This window comes from Pseudomonas sp. AU11447 (assembly GCF_001672555.2).
In the GTDB taxonomy this organism is placed as follows: Bacteria; Pseudomonadota; Gammaproteobacteria; order Pseudomonadales; family Pseudomonadaceae; genus Pseudomonas; species Pseudomonas nitroreducens.
In genome coordinates this window covers 34,374-49,929 of record NZ_LZDG02000073.1, presented here as the reverse complement: position 1 = coordinate 49,929, position 15,556 = coordinate 34,374, and the positions used below count along the sequence as shown (strand labels likewise).

At 65.6% G+C, this 15,556-nt stretch carries 13 protein-coding genes; 8 read left to right on the top strand and 5 right to left on the bottom strand.

The window, feature by feature from the left end:
• Positions 1-59: 59 nt before the first annotated feature.
• The 5 genes from A6723_RS25355 to gatC are packed head-to-tail and all read right to left on the bottom strand — an operon-like array spanning position 60 to position 4,117.
• Positions 60-401, bottom strand: a complete 342-nt coding sequence (locus A6723_RS25355) for a carboxymuconolactone decarboxylase family protein (RefSeq protein WP_054906694.1) — start codon at positions 399-401, stop codon at positions 60-62.
• Positions 402-460: 59 nt separating this feature from the next.
• Positions 461-844, bottom strand: a complete 384-nt coding sequence (locus A6723_RS25350; RefSeq protein WP_024765927.1) for a septal ring lytic transglycosylase RlpA family protein — start codon at positions 842-844, stop codon at positions 461-463.
• Between the two features lie 54 nt (positions 845-898).
• Positions 899-2,344: an Asp-tRNA(Asn)/Glu-tRNA(Gln) amidotransferase subunit GatB gene (gene gatB / locus A6723_RS25345; RefSeq protein ID WP_054906635.1), complete on the bottom strand. Its 1,446-nt coding sequence runs from the start codon at positions 2,342-2,344 to the stop codon at positions 899-901.
• Positions 2,345-2,355: 11 nt separating this feature from the next.
• Entirely contained in the window at positions 2,356-3,810 is a 1,455-nt protein-coding gene (gene gatA, locus A6723_RS25340) for an Asp-tRNA(Asn)/Glu-tRNA(Gln) amidotransferase subunit GatA (protein WP_139093058.1), read from the bottom strand.
• A 19-nt stretch (positions 3,811-3,829) separates the two neighbouring features.
• Entirely contained in the window at positions 3,830-4,117 is a 288-nt protein-coding gene (gene gatC, locus A6723_RS25335; RefSeq protein WP_015475813.1) for an Asp-tRNA(Asn)/Glu-tRNA(Gln) amidotransferase subunit GatC, read from the bottom strand.
• A gap of 238 nt (positions 4,118-4,355) precedes the next feature.
• Between gatC and mreB the strand changes: the two genes are divergently transcribed.
• The 8 genes from mreB to tldD all read left to right on the top strand — a co-directional run bounded on the left by mreB (position 4,356) and on the right by tldD (position 15,520).
• Positions 4,356-5,393: a rod shape-determining protein MreB gene (gene mreB / locus A6723_RS25330; RefSeq protein ID WP_017518164.1), complete on the top strand. Its 1,038-nt coding sequence runs from the start codon at positions 4,356-4,358 to the stop codon at positions 5,391-5,393.
• Between the two features lie 132 nt (positions 5,394-5,525).
• Positions 5,526-6,545, top strand: a complete 1,020-nt coding sequence (gene mreC / locus A6723_RS25325; protein ID WP_371914074.1) for a rod shape-determining protein MreC — start codon at positions 5,526-5,528, stop codon at positions 6,543-6,545.
• On the top strand, positions 6,545-7,033 hold the full coding sequence (mreD, locus tag A6723_RS25320; RefSeq protein ID WP_054906633.1) for a rod shape-determining protein MreD: 489 nt from the start codon (positions 6,545-6,547) through the stop codon (positions 7,031-7,033). Before mreC ends, mreD begins: the two co-directional genes overlap by 1 nt.
• Before the next feature lie 60 nt (positions 7,034-7,093).
• A complete protein-coding gene (locus tag A6723_RS25315; RefSeq protein ID WP_054906632.1) occupies positions 7,094-7,678 on the top strand; it encodes a nucleoside triphosphate pyrophosphatase in 585 nt (194 codons plus the stop codon).
• A gap of 47 nt (positions 7,679-7,725) precedes the next feature.
• Complete coding sequence (gene rng / locus A6723_RS25310; protein ID WP_045209573.1) at positions 7,726-9,183, top strand: ribonuclease G; 1,458 nt, start codon at positions 7,726-7,728, stop codon at positions 9,181-9,183.
• A gap of 158 nt (positions 9,184-9,341) precedes the next feature.
• Positions 9,342-13,160 (top strand): YhdP family protein, encoded by a 3,819-nt coding sequence (locus A6723_RS25305; protein WP_054906631.1) that lies wholly within the window; start codon positions 9,342-9,344, stop codon positions 13,158-13,160.
• 66 nt (positions 13,161-13,226) lie between these two features.
• A complete protein-coding gene (locus A6723_RS25300) occupies positions 13,227-14,075 on the top strand; it encodes a carbon-nitrogen hydrolase family protein (RefSeq protein ID WP_054906630.1) in 849 nt (282 codons plus the stop codon).
• Positions 14,076-14,077: 2 nt separating this feature from the next.
• Entirely contained in the window at positions 14,078-15,520 is a 1,443-nt protein-coding gene (gene tldD, locus A6723_RS25295; RefSeq protein ID WP_054906629.1) for a metalloprotease TldD, read from the top strand.
• Positions 15,521-15,556 lie beyond the last annotated feature (36 nt).

Genomic DNA, 15,556 nt, shown 5'->3' with positions numbered 1-15,556 from the left:
CTCGCGAACCAGCCCAGCGGATCCATTCGCGAGCCAGCTCGCTCCTACAGTTGTTCCGGTCAGGCCTTCTGATCGGCCTGCCAGGCGTCGATCACTTCCTGCGCCGCGCGGAAAGCGTCGATGGCCGCCGGGACGCCGGCATACACCGCGCAATGCAGCAGCGCTTCGCGAATCTCTTCCACCGTGCAGCCATTGTTCAGGGCACCACGCACGTGGCCTTTGAGTTCCTGCGGGCATTTCAGTGCGGTCAGCGCGGCCAGGGTGATCAGGCTGCGGGTTTTGCGCGGCAGGCCTTCGCGGTTCCAGACACCGCCCCAGGCGTGCTCGTTGACGAAGTCCTGCAGCGGCTGGGTGAACTCGGTGGCATTGCCCAGGGCACGGTCGACGAAGACGTCGCCCATCACTTCGCGGCGAACCTGCTCGCCGGCCTTGCGGTTGTCGTTGCTCACTTCTGGCTCCTTCAGAGACCTTCCAGGCGCACCCGGGCGGTGCCGGAGCGCAGCATGTTGAGTTGTTCGGCGGCGGCTTTCGACACATCGATGATGCGCCCGCGGCCAAATGGCCCGCGGTCGTTGATGCGCACCACGACGCTGCGGCCGTTGTCGAGGTTGGTGACTTTCACCCGCGTACCGAAGGCGAGCGTGCGGTGCGCGGCAGTCAGGGCGTTCTGGTTGAAGCGTTCGCCACTGGCGGTGCGCTTGCCATGGTGGGCCTTGCCGTAATAGGACGCGGTGCCTTCGGCGCGGTAGCCGCGGCCGGAGACTTCCGAGTCGCTGTCGTAAGACGTGGTGCTACAGCCGGCCAGCAGGGCCAGGCAGCCGACGAGGGCCATGGGTCGCAGCATCGAACCTCCGGACGAAAAAACGCCGGGCAAGCCCGGCGTCGTTGAAGTGTGGGCTCAGGCTTCGAGCTTCTTCTTCAGCAGTTCGTTCACTTGCGCCGGGTTGGCCTTGCCCTTGGCCGCTTTCATGGCCTGGCCGACGAAGAAGCCGAACATCTTGCCGCGCTTGGCTTCGTCGCTGGCGCGGTACTGTTCGACCTGCTCGGCGTTGGCTGCCAGCACGTCGTCCAGCAACTTCTCGACCGCGCCGCTGTCGGTGTTCTGCACCAGGTCCTTGGCCTTGATGATCTCGTCCGGCGAGCCCTCACCTTCGGCCATGGCGGCGAATACGGTCTTCGCGGCCTTGCCGTTGATGGTGCCGTCCTTCAGGCGCAGGATCATCTGGCCCAGGTGCTCGGCGGAGACCGGCGACTGCTCGATCTCCAGGCCGTCCTTGTTGAGCAGGCTGGAGAGCTCGCCCATCACCCAGTTGGCGGCCAGCTTGGCGTCGCCGCAGATGGTCTGAACCTTCTCGAAGTAGTCGGCCATCTCGCGGCTGGCGGACAGCACGCTGGCGTCATAGGCGGACAGGCCGTACTGGCTCTCGAAACGCTCGCGCTTCTGGTCCGGCAGTTCCGGCAACTGGCCGCGCAGGTCGTCGAGGAAGGCGCGCTCGATCACTACCGGCAGCAGGTCCGGGCAGGGGAAGTAACGGTAGTCGTTGGCTTCTTCCTTGCTGCGCATGGAGCGCGTTTCGTTGGCCGCTACGTCATACAGGACGGTTTCCTGGACGATCTTGCGGCCGGACTCCAGCTCGTCGATCTGCCAGGCAATCTCGGTGTTGATAGCGCGCTCGATGAACTTGAACGAGTTGACGTTCTTGATCTCGCGACGAGTGCCGAACTCGGTTTGGCCCTTCGGGCGTACCGATACGTTGCAGTCGCAGCGCAGCGAGCCTTCGGCCATGTTGCCGTCGCAGATGCCGAGGTAGCGCACCAGCGCGTGGATCGCCTTGGCATAGGCTACGGCTTCTTTGGCGCTGCGCATCTCGGGCTCGGAAACAATCTCCAACAGAGGCGTGCCGGCTCGGTTCAGGTCGATGCCGCTCATGCCGTGGAAGTCTTCGTGCAGGCTCTTGCCGGCGTCCTCCTCCAGGTGTGCGCGGGTGATGCCGACGCGCTTGACGGTGCCGTCTTCCAGGGTGATGTCCAGGTGGCCCTTGCCGACGATGGGGTGGTCCATCTGGCTGGTCTGGTAGCCCTTGGGCAGGTCCGGATAGAAGTAATTCTTCCGGGCGAAGACGTTGCGCTCGGCGATCTCGGCGTTGATCGCCAGGCCGAACTGGCAGGCCATGCGCACCGCTTCCTGGTTCAGCACCGGCAGGGTGCCGGGCATCGCCAGGTCGATCAGACTGGCGTGGGTGTTCGGGGCTGCGCCGAAAGTGGTGGCGCTACCGGAGAAGATCTTCGATTGGGTGGAGAGCTGTGCGTGGATTTCCAGCCCGATCACGGTTTCCCATTGCATGTGTGTCGTCCTCAGAATCCAGCCGGTGCTTGTTTATGCCAGTCGGTTGCCAGTTGGTACTGGTGCGCGACGTTGAGCAGGCGGCCTTCCTGGAAGTACGGCGCGAGCAGCTGGACACCTACCGGCAGGCCGTCGACGAAGCCGGCAGGCATGGACAGGCCCGGAATGCCGGCGAGGTTGGCGGTGATGGTGTAGATGTCTTCCAGGTACTGGGCGACCGGATCGTTGTTCTTCTCGCCCAGTTTCCAGGCCGGGTTCGGCGTGGTCGGGCCAAGGATCACGTCGACTTCGGCGAAGGCGCTGGTGAAATCGTTCTTGATCAGGCGGCGAATTTTCTGAGCTTTCAGGTAATACGCGTCGTAGTAACCAGCGGAAAGCGCGTAGGTGCCGACCATGATGCGGTTCTTAACCTCGGCGCCGAAGCCTTCGGCGCGGGAGCGCTTGTATAGGTCCTGCAGGTCCTTCGGGTCTTCGCAGCGATAGCCGTAGCGCACGCCGTCGAAGCGCGACAGGTTGGAGCTGGCTTCTGCGGGCGCGATCACATAATAGGCAGGGATCGCGTGCTGCATGTTCGGCAGGGAGATCTCCTTGACCACCGCGCCGAGCTGCTTGAGCTGCTCGACCACGTTCATCACCGCGTCGGCGATGCGGCTGTCGAGGCCAGCGCCGAAGTATTCCTTCGGCAGGCCGATGCGCAGGCCGGTCAGCGGCTTGGCCAGGGCGGCCAGGTAGTCGTCCACCGGCTGGTCGACGCAGGTGGAGTCCTTCGGGTCGAAGCCGGCCATGGCGCCGAGCATCAGTGCGCAGTCCTCGGCGGTGCGGGCCAGCGGGCCGCCCTGATCGAGGCTGGAGGCGTAGGCGATCATGCCCCAGCGCGAGACGCGGCCGTAGGTCGGCTTGATGCCGGTGAGGTTGGTCAGCGCAGCCGGCTGGCGAATCGAGCCTCCGGTGTCGGTGCCGGTGGCCGCCGGAATCAGGCGCGCGGCCACGGCAGCGGCGGAGCCGCCGGAGGAGCCGCCCGGCACGCGGGAGGTGTCCCAGGGGTTCTTCACCGCGCCGTAGTGGCTGGATTCGTTGGCCGAGCCCATGGCGAACTCGTCCATGTTCAGTTTGCCCAGGCTCACGGTGCCGGCATCCGTCAGGCGCTCGACGACGGTAGCGTCGTAGGGCGAGACGAAGGCGTCGAGGATCTTCGAGCCGCAGCTGGTGCGCACGCCCTGGGTGCAGAACAGGTCCTTGTGGGCGATAGGTGCACCGAGCAGGGCGCCGGTTTCACCTTTGGCACGCCGCTCGTCGGCCGCCTTGGCCTGGGCCAGGGCGATTTCTTCGGTGACGGTGATGAAGCTGTTCAACTGCGGGTCGAGCTGCTGGATGCGCGCGAGCAGGGCAGTGGCCAGTTCCTGGGCAGAGAATTGCTTGTCGGCGAGTCCGCGGGCGACTTCGGCGAGGGTCAATTGATGCAGCATATGTCCGTGTCCTTAGCGCTTACTCGATGACTTTCGGGACGAGGTAAAGGCCGTCTTCCACGGCCGGCGCGATGGCCTGGTAGGCTTCGCGGCGGTTCTCCTCGGTGACTGCGTCGGCACGCAGGCGCTGCGTGGCTTCCAGCGGGTGGGCCAGGGGCTCCACGCCGTCGGTGTCGACCGCCTGCATGGCGTCGATCAGGCCGAGAATGTTGTTCAGGGTGTCGGTGGTACGCGAAATGTCGGCTTCCTCCAGGCCCAGGCGGGCGAGGTGGGCGATCTTTTCCACGTCGGAGCGTTCAAGCGCCATCGGGATCTCCAGCTAGAGCGGCCCGGTTCGAACTGGACCTGGCCGGAAGGAATGAGGGGGCGGGGAACAGAACCCGCGGCAGACGGTCGAAGGCCGCTGGGAAGGGCCTGCAGGCCCGAGAAACGAGGAATCTAGCATAAATTGCCGCCTTGCCCAAAACCCCCGTCATTGTTAGAGTTTGCCGCACTTTTTTACCCGCGCACTTTTCACCCACGCGCCACCTATGGGTTTCTTTCCAATGTTCAAAAAACTGCGTGGCATGTTCTCCAGTGATCTGTCGATCGACCTGGGCACTGCCAATACCCTTATTTATGTGCGCGAGCGCGGCATCGTCCTGAACGAACCGTCCGTGGTCGCCATCCGTAGCCATGGCAGCCAGAAAAGCGTGGTTGCCGTTGGTACCGAAGCCAAGCGCATGCTGGGCCGTACTCCGGGCAACATTGCCGCCATTCGTCCGATGAAAGACGGCGTGATCGCCGACTTCAGCGTCTGCGAGAAGATGCTGCAGTACTTCATCAACAAGGTTCACGAGAACAGCTTCCTGCAGCCTAGCCCTCGCGTGCTGATCTGCGTGCCGTGCAAGTCCACCCAGGTGGAACGCCGCGCGATTCGTGAATCGGCCCTGGGCGCTGGCGCCCGTGAGGTCTACCTGATCGAAGAGCCGATGGCCGCGGCCATCGGTGCCGGCCTGCCGGTGGAAGAGGCCCGTGGTTCCATGGTCGTCGATATCGGCGGCGGTACCACCGAGATCGCCCTGATCTCCCTCAATGGCGTGGTCTACGCCGAATCCGTCCGCGTCGGCGGCGACCGCTTCGACGAAGCCATCGTCACCTACGTGCGCCGCAACTACGGCAGCCTGATCGGCGAATCCACCGCCGAGCGCATCAAGCAGGAAATCGGCACCGCCTTCCCGGGCGGCGAAGTCCGCGAAGTCGACGTCCGTGGCCGCAACCTGGCCGAAGGCGTACCGCGCAGCTTCACCCTGAACTCCAACGAAGTGCTCGAAGCGCTGCAGGAATCCCTGGCGACCATCGTCCAGGCAGTCAAGAGCGCCCTGGAACAGTCTCCGCCGGAGCTGGCTTCGGACATCGCCGAGCGTGGCCTGGTGCTGACCGGTGGTGGCGCTCTGCTGCGCGACCTGGACAAGCTCCTGGCCCAGGAAACCGGCCTGCCGGTGATCGTTGCCGAAGACCCGCTGACCTGCGTGGCCCGTGGCGGCGGCAAGGCGCTGGAAATGATGGATCGCCATTCGATGGACCTGCTTTCCACCGAATAAGGTAGGAAAGCTCTGTAAAGGTCGGTTAACGTTTCGCCCACGCTGGTGAATCTTCAACCGACCTTGCACAGCTAGGAGCCGGTCATCAAACCGATATTCTCCAAAGGGCCCTCGCTGGGCGCGCGCCTGCTGGTGCTCGCCGTCCTGTCGGTCGCCTTGATGGTGGTCGATGCCCGCTTTGATTACCTGAAACCGGTACGCAGCCAGATGGGCCTCGTGCTGAGCCCCTTCTATGGCATCGCCGACATCCCGGTTCGAGCCTGGGAAGGCGTGCGCGACCAGTTCACCAGCCGCAGCGAACTGCTGGCCGAGAACGAGCGCCTGAAGGCCGAGCAACTGCTGATGCAGCGCCGCCTGCAGAAGCTGGCCACCCTCACCGAACAGAACGTGCGCCTGCGCGAGTTGCTCAACTCGTCCGCGCTGGTCGACGACAAGGTGCTGGTGGGCGAGTTGATCGGTGTCGACCCGAACCCCTTCACCCAGCGCATCCTGATCGACAAGGGCGAGAAGGACGGCGTGTTCCAGGGCCAGCCAGTGCTCGATGCCAGCGGTCTGATGGGCCAGGTGGTCGAGGTGATGCCCTACACCGCGCGCGTCCTGCTGCTGACCGATACCACCCACAGCATTCCGGTGCAGGTGAACCGCAATGGCCTGCGCGCCATTGCCGTGGGCACCGGCAATCCGGAGCGCCTGGAGCTGCGCTACGTCGCCGATACCGCCGACATCAAGGAAGGCGACCTGCTGGTGAGTTCCGGCCTGGGCCAGCGCTTCCCGGCGGGTTATCCGGTGGCGGTGGTGAAGGAAGTGCTGCACGACACCGGTGGGCCTTTCGCCACTATTCGTGCCGTGCCGACCGCCAAGATGAACCGCAGCCGCTATGTGCTGCTGGTCTTCAGCGACAGCCGTACGCCCGAACAGCGTGCCACCGATGCCGCCGAAGCCCAGGCCGAAGCCGATCGCAAGGCTGCCGAGTCCGGTGCGCCGGCCCAGCCTGCACCCGGCGCTCCGGCCGCCCAGCCGCATGACAGCGCGCAGCCTGCCGCCCCTGCGGCTCCCGCCGCGCAGCCCGCCCATCCGACCGGCGCCAACGGCGCAGCGCCTGCCGCGCCTGGTGCGCCGGCGTCGCACCCCGATGCAAGGACCCGACGCTGATGGCGGGCCAGGGCTCGAACAATGGCTGGGCCATCTGGCTCACCCTGCTCCTGGCGCTGTTGCTGTCGGTGGCGCCCATGCCCAGTTTCATGGAGATCGGCCGCCCGCTGTGGCTGGCGATGTTCCTCACCTACTGGGTGCTCTACCTGCCGCACAAGGTCGGCATGCTGAGCGCCTGGGTGCTGGGCGTTGCCGAAGATGTGCTCTACGGCAGCCTGCTGGGGCAGAACGCCCTGATCCTGAGCCTGATCATCTGCCTGGTGCTGTCGCTGCACCAGCGCCTGCGCATGTTCCCCATCTGGCAGCAGTGCCTGGTGTTGCTGGTGGTCTTCGGTCTCGCCCAACTGGTCCAGTTGTGGATCAGCGCCCTGACCGGCAATCGTCCGCCGACCCTGGTGTTCCTGCTGCCGGCGCTGGTCAGCGCCTTGCTCTGGCCCTGGGTCTATACATTGCTGCGGGCCCTGCGGTTGCGCCTGAACATCAATTGATCGCCCCCTTGCGGGGGAATCGCCGGGCCGGCATTGAGCGGGCCCGCTTCGGAGTCCCTGATGGCCCAGCTGTACCTCGCCTCCAGTTCGCCGCGCCGCCGCGAGCTGCTCACCCAGATTGGCTTGCCATTCCACATAGTGCCTGCGTCGATTGACGAAACGCCCGAGTCCGGCGAGTCGGCGCATGCCTATGTCGAGCGCCTGGCGCGCAGCAAGGCCCTGGCCGGGCTGAACTTCCTCGCCCAGCGCGCCGATGTCTGCGTGCTGGGTGCCGATACCGCCGTGGTGCTGGATGGTCGCATCCTCGGCAAGCCGCTGGACCGCGACGACGCCCTGACGACGCTTCAGGCCCTGTCCGGCCGCGAGCATGAGGTGCTGACCGCCGTGGCAGTGGCCGATCGCGATCGCTGCGAAGCACGCGTGGTCAGCAGTCGCGTGACCTTCCGCGAGATTTCCGCCGAGGAGGCCGAGCATTACTGGGAAACCGGCGAGCCGCAGGACAAGGCAGGTGGCTATGCTATCCAGGGGCTCGCGGCAGTCTTCGTCAGCCGCGTCGAGGGCAGCTACAGCGCCGTGGTCGGCCTGCCCCTGTGTGAAACTGCGGCATTGCTGGCTGACTTCTCCATCCCTAGCTGGCAGTCTTGATCACGAAGTAGCGCTGGCACGACTCCGGGCGCGATAAGGAAGGGCGCATGAGCGAAGAGATCCTGATCAATATCACGCCGATGGAATCGCGCGTGGCGGTGGTGGAGAACGGCGTCCTGCAGGAGGTCCATGTCGAGCGCACGCTGCGTCGCGGGATCGTCGGCAACATCTACAAGGGCAAGGTCGTGCGCGTGCTGCCGGGTATGCAGGCGGCCTTCGTCGACGTCGGCCTGGAGCGCGCAGCCTTCATCCATGCCGCGGAGATTTCCACCCGCGAGGGCAGTGCGGTGGAAAGCATCGGCGCGCTGGTCCACGAAGGGCAGAGCCTGGTGGTGCAGGTCACCAAGGACCCCATCGGCACCAAGGGCGCACGGCTGACCACGCACCTGTCGATCCCGTCGCGCTACCTGGTCTACATGCCGCGCACCAGTCATGTCGGGATTTCCCTGAAGATCGAGGACGAACACGAGCGCGAGCGCCTCAAGCAGGTGGTCGCCAAGTGCGTCGAGGCCGAGGGCATCGTCGAGCGTGGTGGGTTCATCCTGCGCACCGCTGCCGAAGGCGCCGGCGAGGACGAGATCCTCGCCGATATCCGCTACCTGCGCCGCCTCTGGGACCAGATCGACGCGCAGATCCAGACCGTCGGCGCGCCGACGATGATCTACGAAGACCTTTCCCTGGCCCTGCGCACCCTGCGCGACCTGGTGAACCCGCGCATCGAGAAGATCCGTGTCGATTCCCGGGAGAACTTCCAGAAGATCACGCAGTTCGTCGAAGAGCTGATGCCGGAAATCGCCGACCGCCTGGAGCACTACCCGGGCGAGCGGCCGATCTTCGACCTCTACGGGGTCGAGGACGAGGTACAGAAGGCGCTGGAGCGCAAGGTGCTGCTCAAGTCCGGCGGCTACCTGATCATCGACCCGACCGAGGCGATGACCACCATCGATGTGAACACCGGCGCCTTCGTCGGCCACCGCAACCTCGAAGAGACCATCTTCAAGACCAACCTCGAGGCGGCGACCGCCATCGCCCGCCAGCTGCGCCTGCGCAACCTGGGCGGGATCATCATCATCGATTTCATCGACATGGAAGACGAGGAGCACCGCCGCCAGGTCCTGCGGACCCTGGAGAAGCAGCTCGAACGCGACCATGCCAAGACCAACATCATCGGCATCACCGAACTGGGCCTGGTGCAGATGACCCGCAAGCGCACCCGCGAAAGCCTGGTGCAGGTGCTCTGCGAGCCCTGCCCGAGCTGCCAGGGGCGCGGCATGCTGAAGACTGCCGAGACCATCTGTTACGAGATCTTCCGGGAAATCCTCCGTGAAGCGCGGGCCTACCAGGCCAACTCCTACCTAGTGCTGGCCAACCAGAAAGTGGTGGACCGCCTGCTCGACGAGGAGTCGGGCAACGTCGCGGACCTGGAGCTGTTCATCGGCCGCCCGATCAAGTTCCAGGTCGAGGCCATGTATTCCCAGGAGCAGTACGACGTGGTCCTGCTTTGAGCGGCGGCTCGCACATCCTCGAGATCCGGCGGGAGGCAGCTTTGCCATGGGGTTTTTTGGAGCTTTGCCTGACGCACACTGTCAGACCTGGTTCGACCTTGGATGGCTGGGAGGCCGCTCGATGACCCTTCGCTTCACCTCACAGGCAGCCGCCTAACATGGATCGCGCCGGCCGCCTGCTCTCCACCTCGCTGCGCATCGTCCTCGGCCTCCTGGCGCTGGGGCTGGTGCTGCTGGCCTTGTACGTCAGCCTTGGCCGGCAGTTGGTGCCGTTGGTGGCGGAGTATCGCGACGATCTGGCGCGCAAAGCCAGCGAGCAACTGGGCCTGCCGGTGGCTATTGGCGCCCTGGAAGGGCATTGGCGCGGGTTCAGCCCGATCATCGTGGTGCGCGACATCCAGCTGGGCGAAGGCGCCGATTCGCTGCGCCTGGAGCGCGTGCGCCTGACCCCGGACATCCTCGGTAGTGTGATGGCGCGCCAGCCGCGCATCGACAGCCTGGAGCTGGAAGGCCTGCACCTGACTCTGCGTGAGGACGAGGACGGCAACTGGCACGCCGACGGCCTGCCCAGCCGTGGCGGCGACACCGACCCGCGCAAGCTCATGGACCTGCTGCTGACCCCGCATCGCCTGTCGCTGATGGACAGTCAGCTGACCGTACTGCCGCAACAGGCCAACCCGCTGTCGTTGAACTATGTCGGCATGACCCTGCGCAGCGGCAGCCGCCAGCGCCTGGAGGCACGCTTCAGCCTGCCCGGCGGCGAACCGGTGGCGGCGCGGCTGGAGGCCCGGCTGAACCGCGATGACTGGGCGAAGAGTTCGGCCCAGCTATACCTGAGCCTGCCCCAGGCCGACTGGGCCAAGTGGCTGCCCGAGCGTCTCACTGGCGCCTGGAAGCTGTCCCACGCCAAGGCTGGCGGCGAATTCTGGGCGACCATCGACAAGGGCGTGCCGGTCTCCGCCGCAGCCCGCCTGAATGCACCGAAGATTGATGCCGCGCTGGGCGACCGCAAGCCGGTGAGCCTGAGCGACCTGGGCGTCAGCCTGTTCTTCCAGCGCAACGGCGACGATTTCGATCTGCGTGTCGCCGATCTGGCAGCGAATTTCGGCGAAAGTCGTTGGGGCGAGGTGGAGCTGGAGCTGACTCGCCGGATGAAGGACGAGGAGCATTGGCAACTGCGTGCCGATCGCCTCGACCTGACCCCGCTGGGGCCGACCATCACAGCACTGGCACCGCTGCCGGACAAGGCCATCGAGTGGCTCGAAGGGCTGAAACCGCACGGCGTGTTACACAACGTCAATTTCGATTACTGGCCGCAGCGCGAGGGCGCCGAGCGCGTCGCCTATGCCACCAACCTGGAGAAGGTCGGTGTCAGTGCCTTCCATGATGTGCCGGCCGTGGCCAACGTCGACGGCACCTTCCGCGGCAACCTTGGCGGCGGCACGCTGGACGCCAACGCCCAGGATTTCATGCTGCACCTGGCCACGCTGTTCCCCGAGCCCTGGCACTACCGCACTGCGCGCACGCGGATGTTCTTCCAGCTCAACGACGAGTCCTTCACGCTCGGCAGCCACCTGATGCAGGTGGAGGGCGACGAGGGAACCATCGCCGGCGACATCCTGATTCGCCTGATGCGCGACCCGGCGCAGGAAGACTACATGGACCTGCGCGTAGGCATGAGCAACGGCGATGCGCGCTACACCGGTAAATACCTGCCCACCGTCATCCCGCAGATGAGCAAGGATCTGGCTGCCTGGCTCAAGGGCTCGATCAAGAGCGGGCGCATCGAGCAGGGCTATTTCCTCTGGCAAGGTTCGCTGCAGAAGGGCTCGGCGCCCGAAGCCCATGCCATGACCCTGTACTTCAAGGTCCATGACGGCGTGCTCGACTACCAGCCGGGCTGGCCCGGCCTGAGCAAGGCCGAGGGCGAGGTGCGCGTGGAGGACACCGGCGTCAGCATCAACGCAACCAGCGGGCAGATTCTCAACAGCCAGGTGCGCGATGTCTCGGTGGAGATTCCCCATTCCAATCCGGGGGAAGTCGCCCACCTGCATGTGGACGGCGATATCGACAGCAACCTCGTCGATGGCCTGAAGATCCTCCAGGACTCACCCATCGGTGCAACGCACACCTTCGCCGGCTGGGAAGGCAAGGGTGACCTCAATGGCCACCTCAACCTCGATATTCCGCTGGCCAAGGGCGAGGCGAGCAAGGCGCGGGTGATCGTCGATTTCGACACCGACAAGGCACAGCTGAAGATCGCCAAGCCCGAACTGAACCTCGAACAGGTGAAGGGCAAGTTCCGCTATGACACCGACAGCGGCCTGAGCGGGCAGAACATCTCTGCTCAGGTGCTGGGTAGCCGTATCACCGGCAGCATTCGCGCCGAAGGCCGCAACGGCGCTCCGCGTACACGGGTGCTGGTGGGTGGCCAGGTATCGGTGAAGACCCTGCTCGACTGGGGCAAGGTACAGAAACAGTTGCCGGTCGACGGCCGCGTGCCGTTCCAGCTCAACCTGCTGCTCGACGGCAAGGATAGCCAGCTGCAGGTCGCCTCGAACCTGCAGGGCGTCACCATCGATCTGCCGGCACCGCTGGGCAAGGCCGCGCAGGAAACTCGCGAGAGCGAATGGCGCATGACCCTCGAGGGCGCCGAGCGACGCTACTGGGCAACCTACGGCGATCGCGCCAGCCTGGCCTACGCGGCTCCGGCGGACCAACCGCTGGCCGGCCGCGGCGTGCTGCGCCTGGGTGGCGACCCGGCCGTGCTGCCCAACTGGAGTGGTGTCCAGGTGCGCGGCAAGATCGACGAAGTCGACGCCGACGCCTGGATGGCGGTCGCGAAGAAATACTCCAATACCGGGGTTGAGGGCGCCGCTGGCCTGTTGCGCGGCGCAGACCTGCAGATCGGTCGCTTCAAGGGCTTCGGCCAGACCCTGGAAAATCTCACGCTGGATGTGGTGCGTGTCGACAGTAGTTGGCAGGTCGGCCTGGTCAGCTCGCTGGTCTCCGGCAAGGTCACCCTGCCCGACAGCAAGGTGAAGCCGATCCAGATCGCCCTGGACCGCCTCGACCTGCCCAAGGGTGAGGCCATCGATTCCGCGAAGGCAGTCGAGCAGCCCGACCCGTTGGCGAAGGTCGACCCGCGCAGCTTGCCGCCGATGGACGTGAGCATCCGCCAGGTCCTCAAGGCCGGCAAGCCGGTCGGTGCCTGGAGCTTCAACCTGCGCCCGACGCCTACCGGGGTTGGCTTCAACAATGTGAATCTGGACCTGCGTGGCCTGTCGGTGAAGGGCAACCTGCGCTGGGATGGTCTTGAGGCAAGCGCGCGCAGCACCTTCCAGGGCAAGCTCGAGGGCAAGAACCTGGGCGACGTGCTGAAGGCCTGGGACTTCGCGCCCAGCGTGACCAGCGAGCGTTTCAACGTGGACATCAACGGCAACTGGCCGGGGTCGCCGGCGGCGCTGAATCTGCGGCGGTTCGGCGGTACCCTGGACGCCAGCCTGCGCAAGGGGCAGTTCGTCGAAGTGGAGGGCGGCGCCAATGCCCTGCGGGTGTTCGGCCTGCTCAACTTCAACGCCATCAACCGCCGCCTGCGCCTGGACTTCTCCGACCTGCTGGGCAAGGGCCTGAGCTACGACCGGGTCAAGGGTGTGCTCACCGCCACCGATGGCGTCTACTTCACCCGCGAGCCGCTGCGTCTGGATGGACCGTCGAGCAACCTGGAGCTCAACGGCACCCTGGACATGGCCCACGACGAGATCGACGCCAAGCTGCTGGTGACGCTGCCGGTGACCAACAACCTGCCGTTGGCGGCACTGATCGTCGGCGCTCCCGCCATTGGCGGCGCGCTGTTTGTGGTGGACAAGTTGCTGGGCGACAAGGTCGCACGCTTCGCCAGCGTGCAGTACAGCGTGAAGGGACAATGGCAGAGCCCGACCATCACCTTCGAGAAACCCTTCGAAAAACCTCACTGAACCGGCGGCCAAGCACAATGCCCGGGCATCGGTTAGCATGAAACCCAGGTATTCCCGGAGCTGACCATGTCCATCGCCGTCATCCAGATGGTCAGCCAGGACGATGTCCTGGCTAATCTCGCCACCGCCCGTCGCCTGCTGGAGCAGGCCGCCAACGGCGGCGCGCGCCTTGCCGTACTACCGGAAAACTTCGCCGCCATGGGGCGCCGAGACCTCGCCGACATCGGTCGTGCCGAAGCCCTTGGCGAAGGCCCGATCCTGCCCTGGTTGAAAAGCACCGCCCGCGACCTCAGGTTGTGGATAGTCGCCGGCACCCTGCCGTTGCCGCCGGAGAACCAGCCGGAAGCCAAGGCCAATGCCTGCTCGCTGCTGGTGGACGAGCGCGGTGAAGTGGCGGCGCGCTACGACAAGCTGCATCTGTTCGACGTGGACGTTGCTGATGCCCGTGGTCGCTATCGCGAGTCGGACGACTACGCCTTCGGCCAGCGCGTGGTGGTGGCGGATACGCCGGTCGGGCGGTTGGGGCTGACGGTCTGCTACGACCTGCGCTTCCCCGAGCTTTACACCGCGCTGCGCGAAGCTGGCGCGGAGCTTATCAGTGCCCCCTCGGCATTCACCGCGGTGACTGGCGCAGCGCACTGGGAAATCCTCATCCGCGCCCGCGCCATCGAAACCCAGTGCTATGTGCTGGCGGCTGGACAGGGCGGGACCCACCCCAAAGGACGGGAAACCTGGGGCCAGTCGGCCATCGTCGACCCCTGGGGGCGTATCCTGGCTGAAGAGGCCAAGGGCGAGGCCGTGCTGCTGGCCGAGCGCGACAGCGAGGAACAGGCGGCGGTGCGGCAGCGCATGCCGATTGTCCGGCACAGAAGATTTTTCCCGCCGGTCGAACCACGACCGGCGCGTATGGAGTGAATATGAGCGAACTGTTGTCATCCGTCAGCCAGCACCTGCTGGCCCCCGGTGGTCTGGATATCGACCAGCTGTCGCCGATCCTGCACGAGCTGAGCGGCCCCGGCATCGACGCCGCCGACCTGTACTTCCAGAGCCAGGTCTCCGAGTCCTGGATGCTCGAAGACGGCATCGTCAAGGAAGGCAGCTTCCACATGGACCAGGGCGTCGGCGTGCGCGCACAGTCCGGTGAGAAGACCGGCTTCGCCTACAGCAACGCGATCAACCACGAAGCGCTGATCCAGGCTGCTCGCGCTGCACGCTCGATCTCCCGATCCGGGCAGAATGGCAAGGTGCAGGCGTTCCAGGCCGTGGTGCCGACCCGCCTGTATGCCGGCGAGAACCCGCTGGACGTGATGAGCCGCGCCGAGAAGGTAGAGCTGCTGCAGAAGATCGACGCCGCCACCCGCGCCCTTGATCCGCGCATCCAACAGGTCACCGTCAGCCTCGCCGGTGTCTGGGACCAGGTGCTGATCGCTGCGGCGGATGGTTCGCTGGCTGCGGACATCCGCCCGCTGGTGCGTTTCAACGTCAGTGTCATCGTCGAGCAGAACGGCCGCCGCGAGCGCGGCGGTCATGGCGGCGGCGGTCGCACGGACTACAAGTATTTCCTGCAGGAAGACCGCGCCATGAGCTACGCCCGTGAGGCGCTGCGCCAGGCGCTGGTCAACCTCGAAGCCGTTCCCGCGCCGGCTGGCAGCCTGCCGGTGGTGATGGGCGCCGGTTGGTCCGGCGTGCTGCTGCACGAGGCCGTGGGCCACGGCCTGGAAGGCGACTTCAACCGCAAGGGCAGCTCGAACTACAGCGGTCGCATCGGCGAGAAGGTCGCTTCCAGCCTGTGCACCATCGTCGATGACGGCACCATCGCTGGCCGTCGCGGTTCGCTGTCGGTGGACGACGAAGGTACGCCGACCAACTGCAACGTGCTGATCGAGAACGGCATTCTCAAGGGCTACATGCAGGACAAGCTCAACGCCCGCCTGATGGGCGTGGCGCGCACCGGCAACGGCCGTCGCGAGTCCTACGCGCACCTGCCGATGCCGCGCATGACCAACACCTACATGCTGGCCGGGGAGAGCGATCCGCAGGAAATCATTGCCAGCGTCGAGCGTGGCATCTACTGCGCCAACCTTGGCGGAGGCCAGGTGGACATCACCAGCGGCAAGTTCGTCTTCGCCACCAGCGAGGCCTACCTGATCGAGAACGGCAAGATCACCCGCCCGGTGAAGGGCGCGACGCTGATCGGCAACGGGCCGGAAGTGATGAGCCGGGTGTCCATGGTCGGCAATGACCTGGCACTGGACAGCGGCGTGGGCACCTGCGGCAAGGACGGCCAGTCCGTGCCGGTCGGTGTCGGCCAGCCGACCCTGAAGATCGACGCGATCACCGTTGGCGGCACGGGCGCCTGAGGCCGTTGCCCGTGAGGCTTGGAGAGAGGGACGCGG

Coding starts and splice junctions, on each gene's coding strand:
- A6723_RS25300 (WP_054906630.1), top strand. CDS start 13,227: ATGTCCATCGCCGTCATCCAGATGGTCAGCCAGGACGATGTCCTGGCT.
- gatC (WP_015475813.1), bottom strand. CDS start 4,117: ATGGCGCTTGAACGCTCCGACGTGGAAAAGATCGCCCACCTCGCCCGC.
- A6723_RS25315 (WP_054906632.1), top strand. CDS start 7,094: ATGGCCCAGCTGTACCTCGCCTCCAGTTCGCCGCGCCGCCGCGAGCTG.
- gatB (WP_054906635.1), bottom strand. CDS start 2,344: ATGCAATGGGAAACCGTGATCGGGCTGGAAATCCACGCACAGCTCTCC.
- gatA (WP_139093058.1), bottom strand. CDS start 3,810: ATGCTGCATCAATTGACCCTCGCCGAAGTCGCCCGCGGACTCGCCGAC.
- mreD (WP_054906633.1), top strand. CDS start 6,545: ATGGCGGGCCAGGGCTCGAACAATGGCTGGGCCATCTGGCTCACCCTG.
- A6723_RS25355 (WP_054906694.1), bottom strand. CDS start 401: ATGGGCGACGTCTTCGTCGACCGTGCCCTGGGCAATGCCACCGAGTTC.
- mreB (WP_017518164.1), top strand. CDS start 4,356: ATGTTCAAAAAACTGCGTGGCATGTTCTCCAGTGATCTGTCGATCGAC.
- A6723_RS25350 (WP_024765927.1), bottom strand. CDS start 844: ATGCTGCGACCCATGGCCCTCGTCGGCTGCCTGGCCCTGCTGGCCGGC.
- A6723_RS25305 (WP_054906631.1), top strand. CDS start 9,342: ATGGATCGCGCCGGCCGCCTGCTCTCCACCTCGCTGCGCATCGTCCTC.
- tldD (WP_054906629.1), top strand. CDS start 14,078: ATGAGCGAACTGTTGTCATCCGTCAGCCAGCACCTGCTGGCCCCCGGT.
- rng (WP_045209573.1), top strand. CDS start 7,726: ATGAGCGAAGAGATCCTGATCAATATCACGCCGATGGAATCGCGCGTG.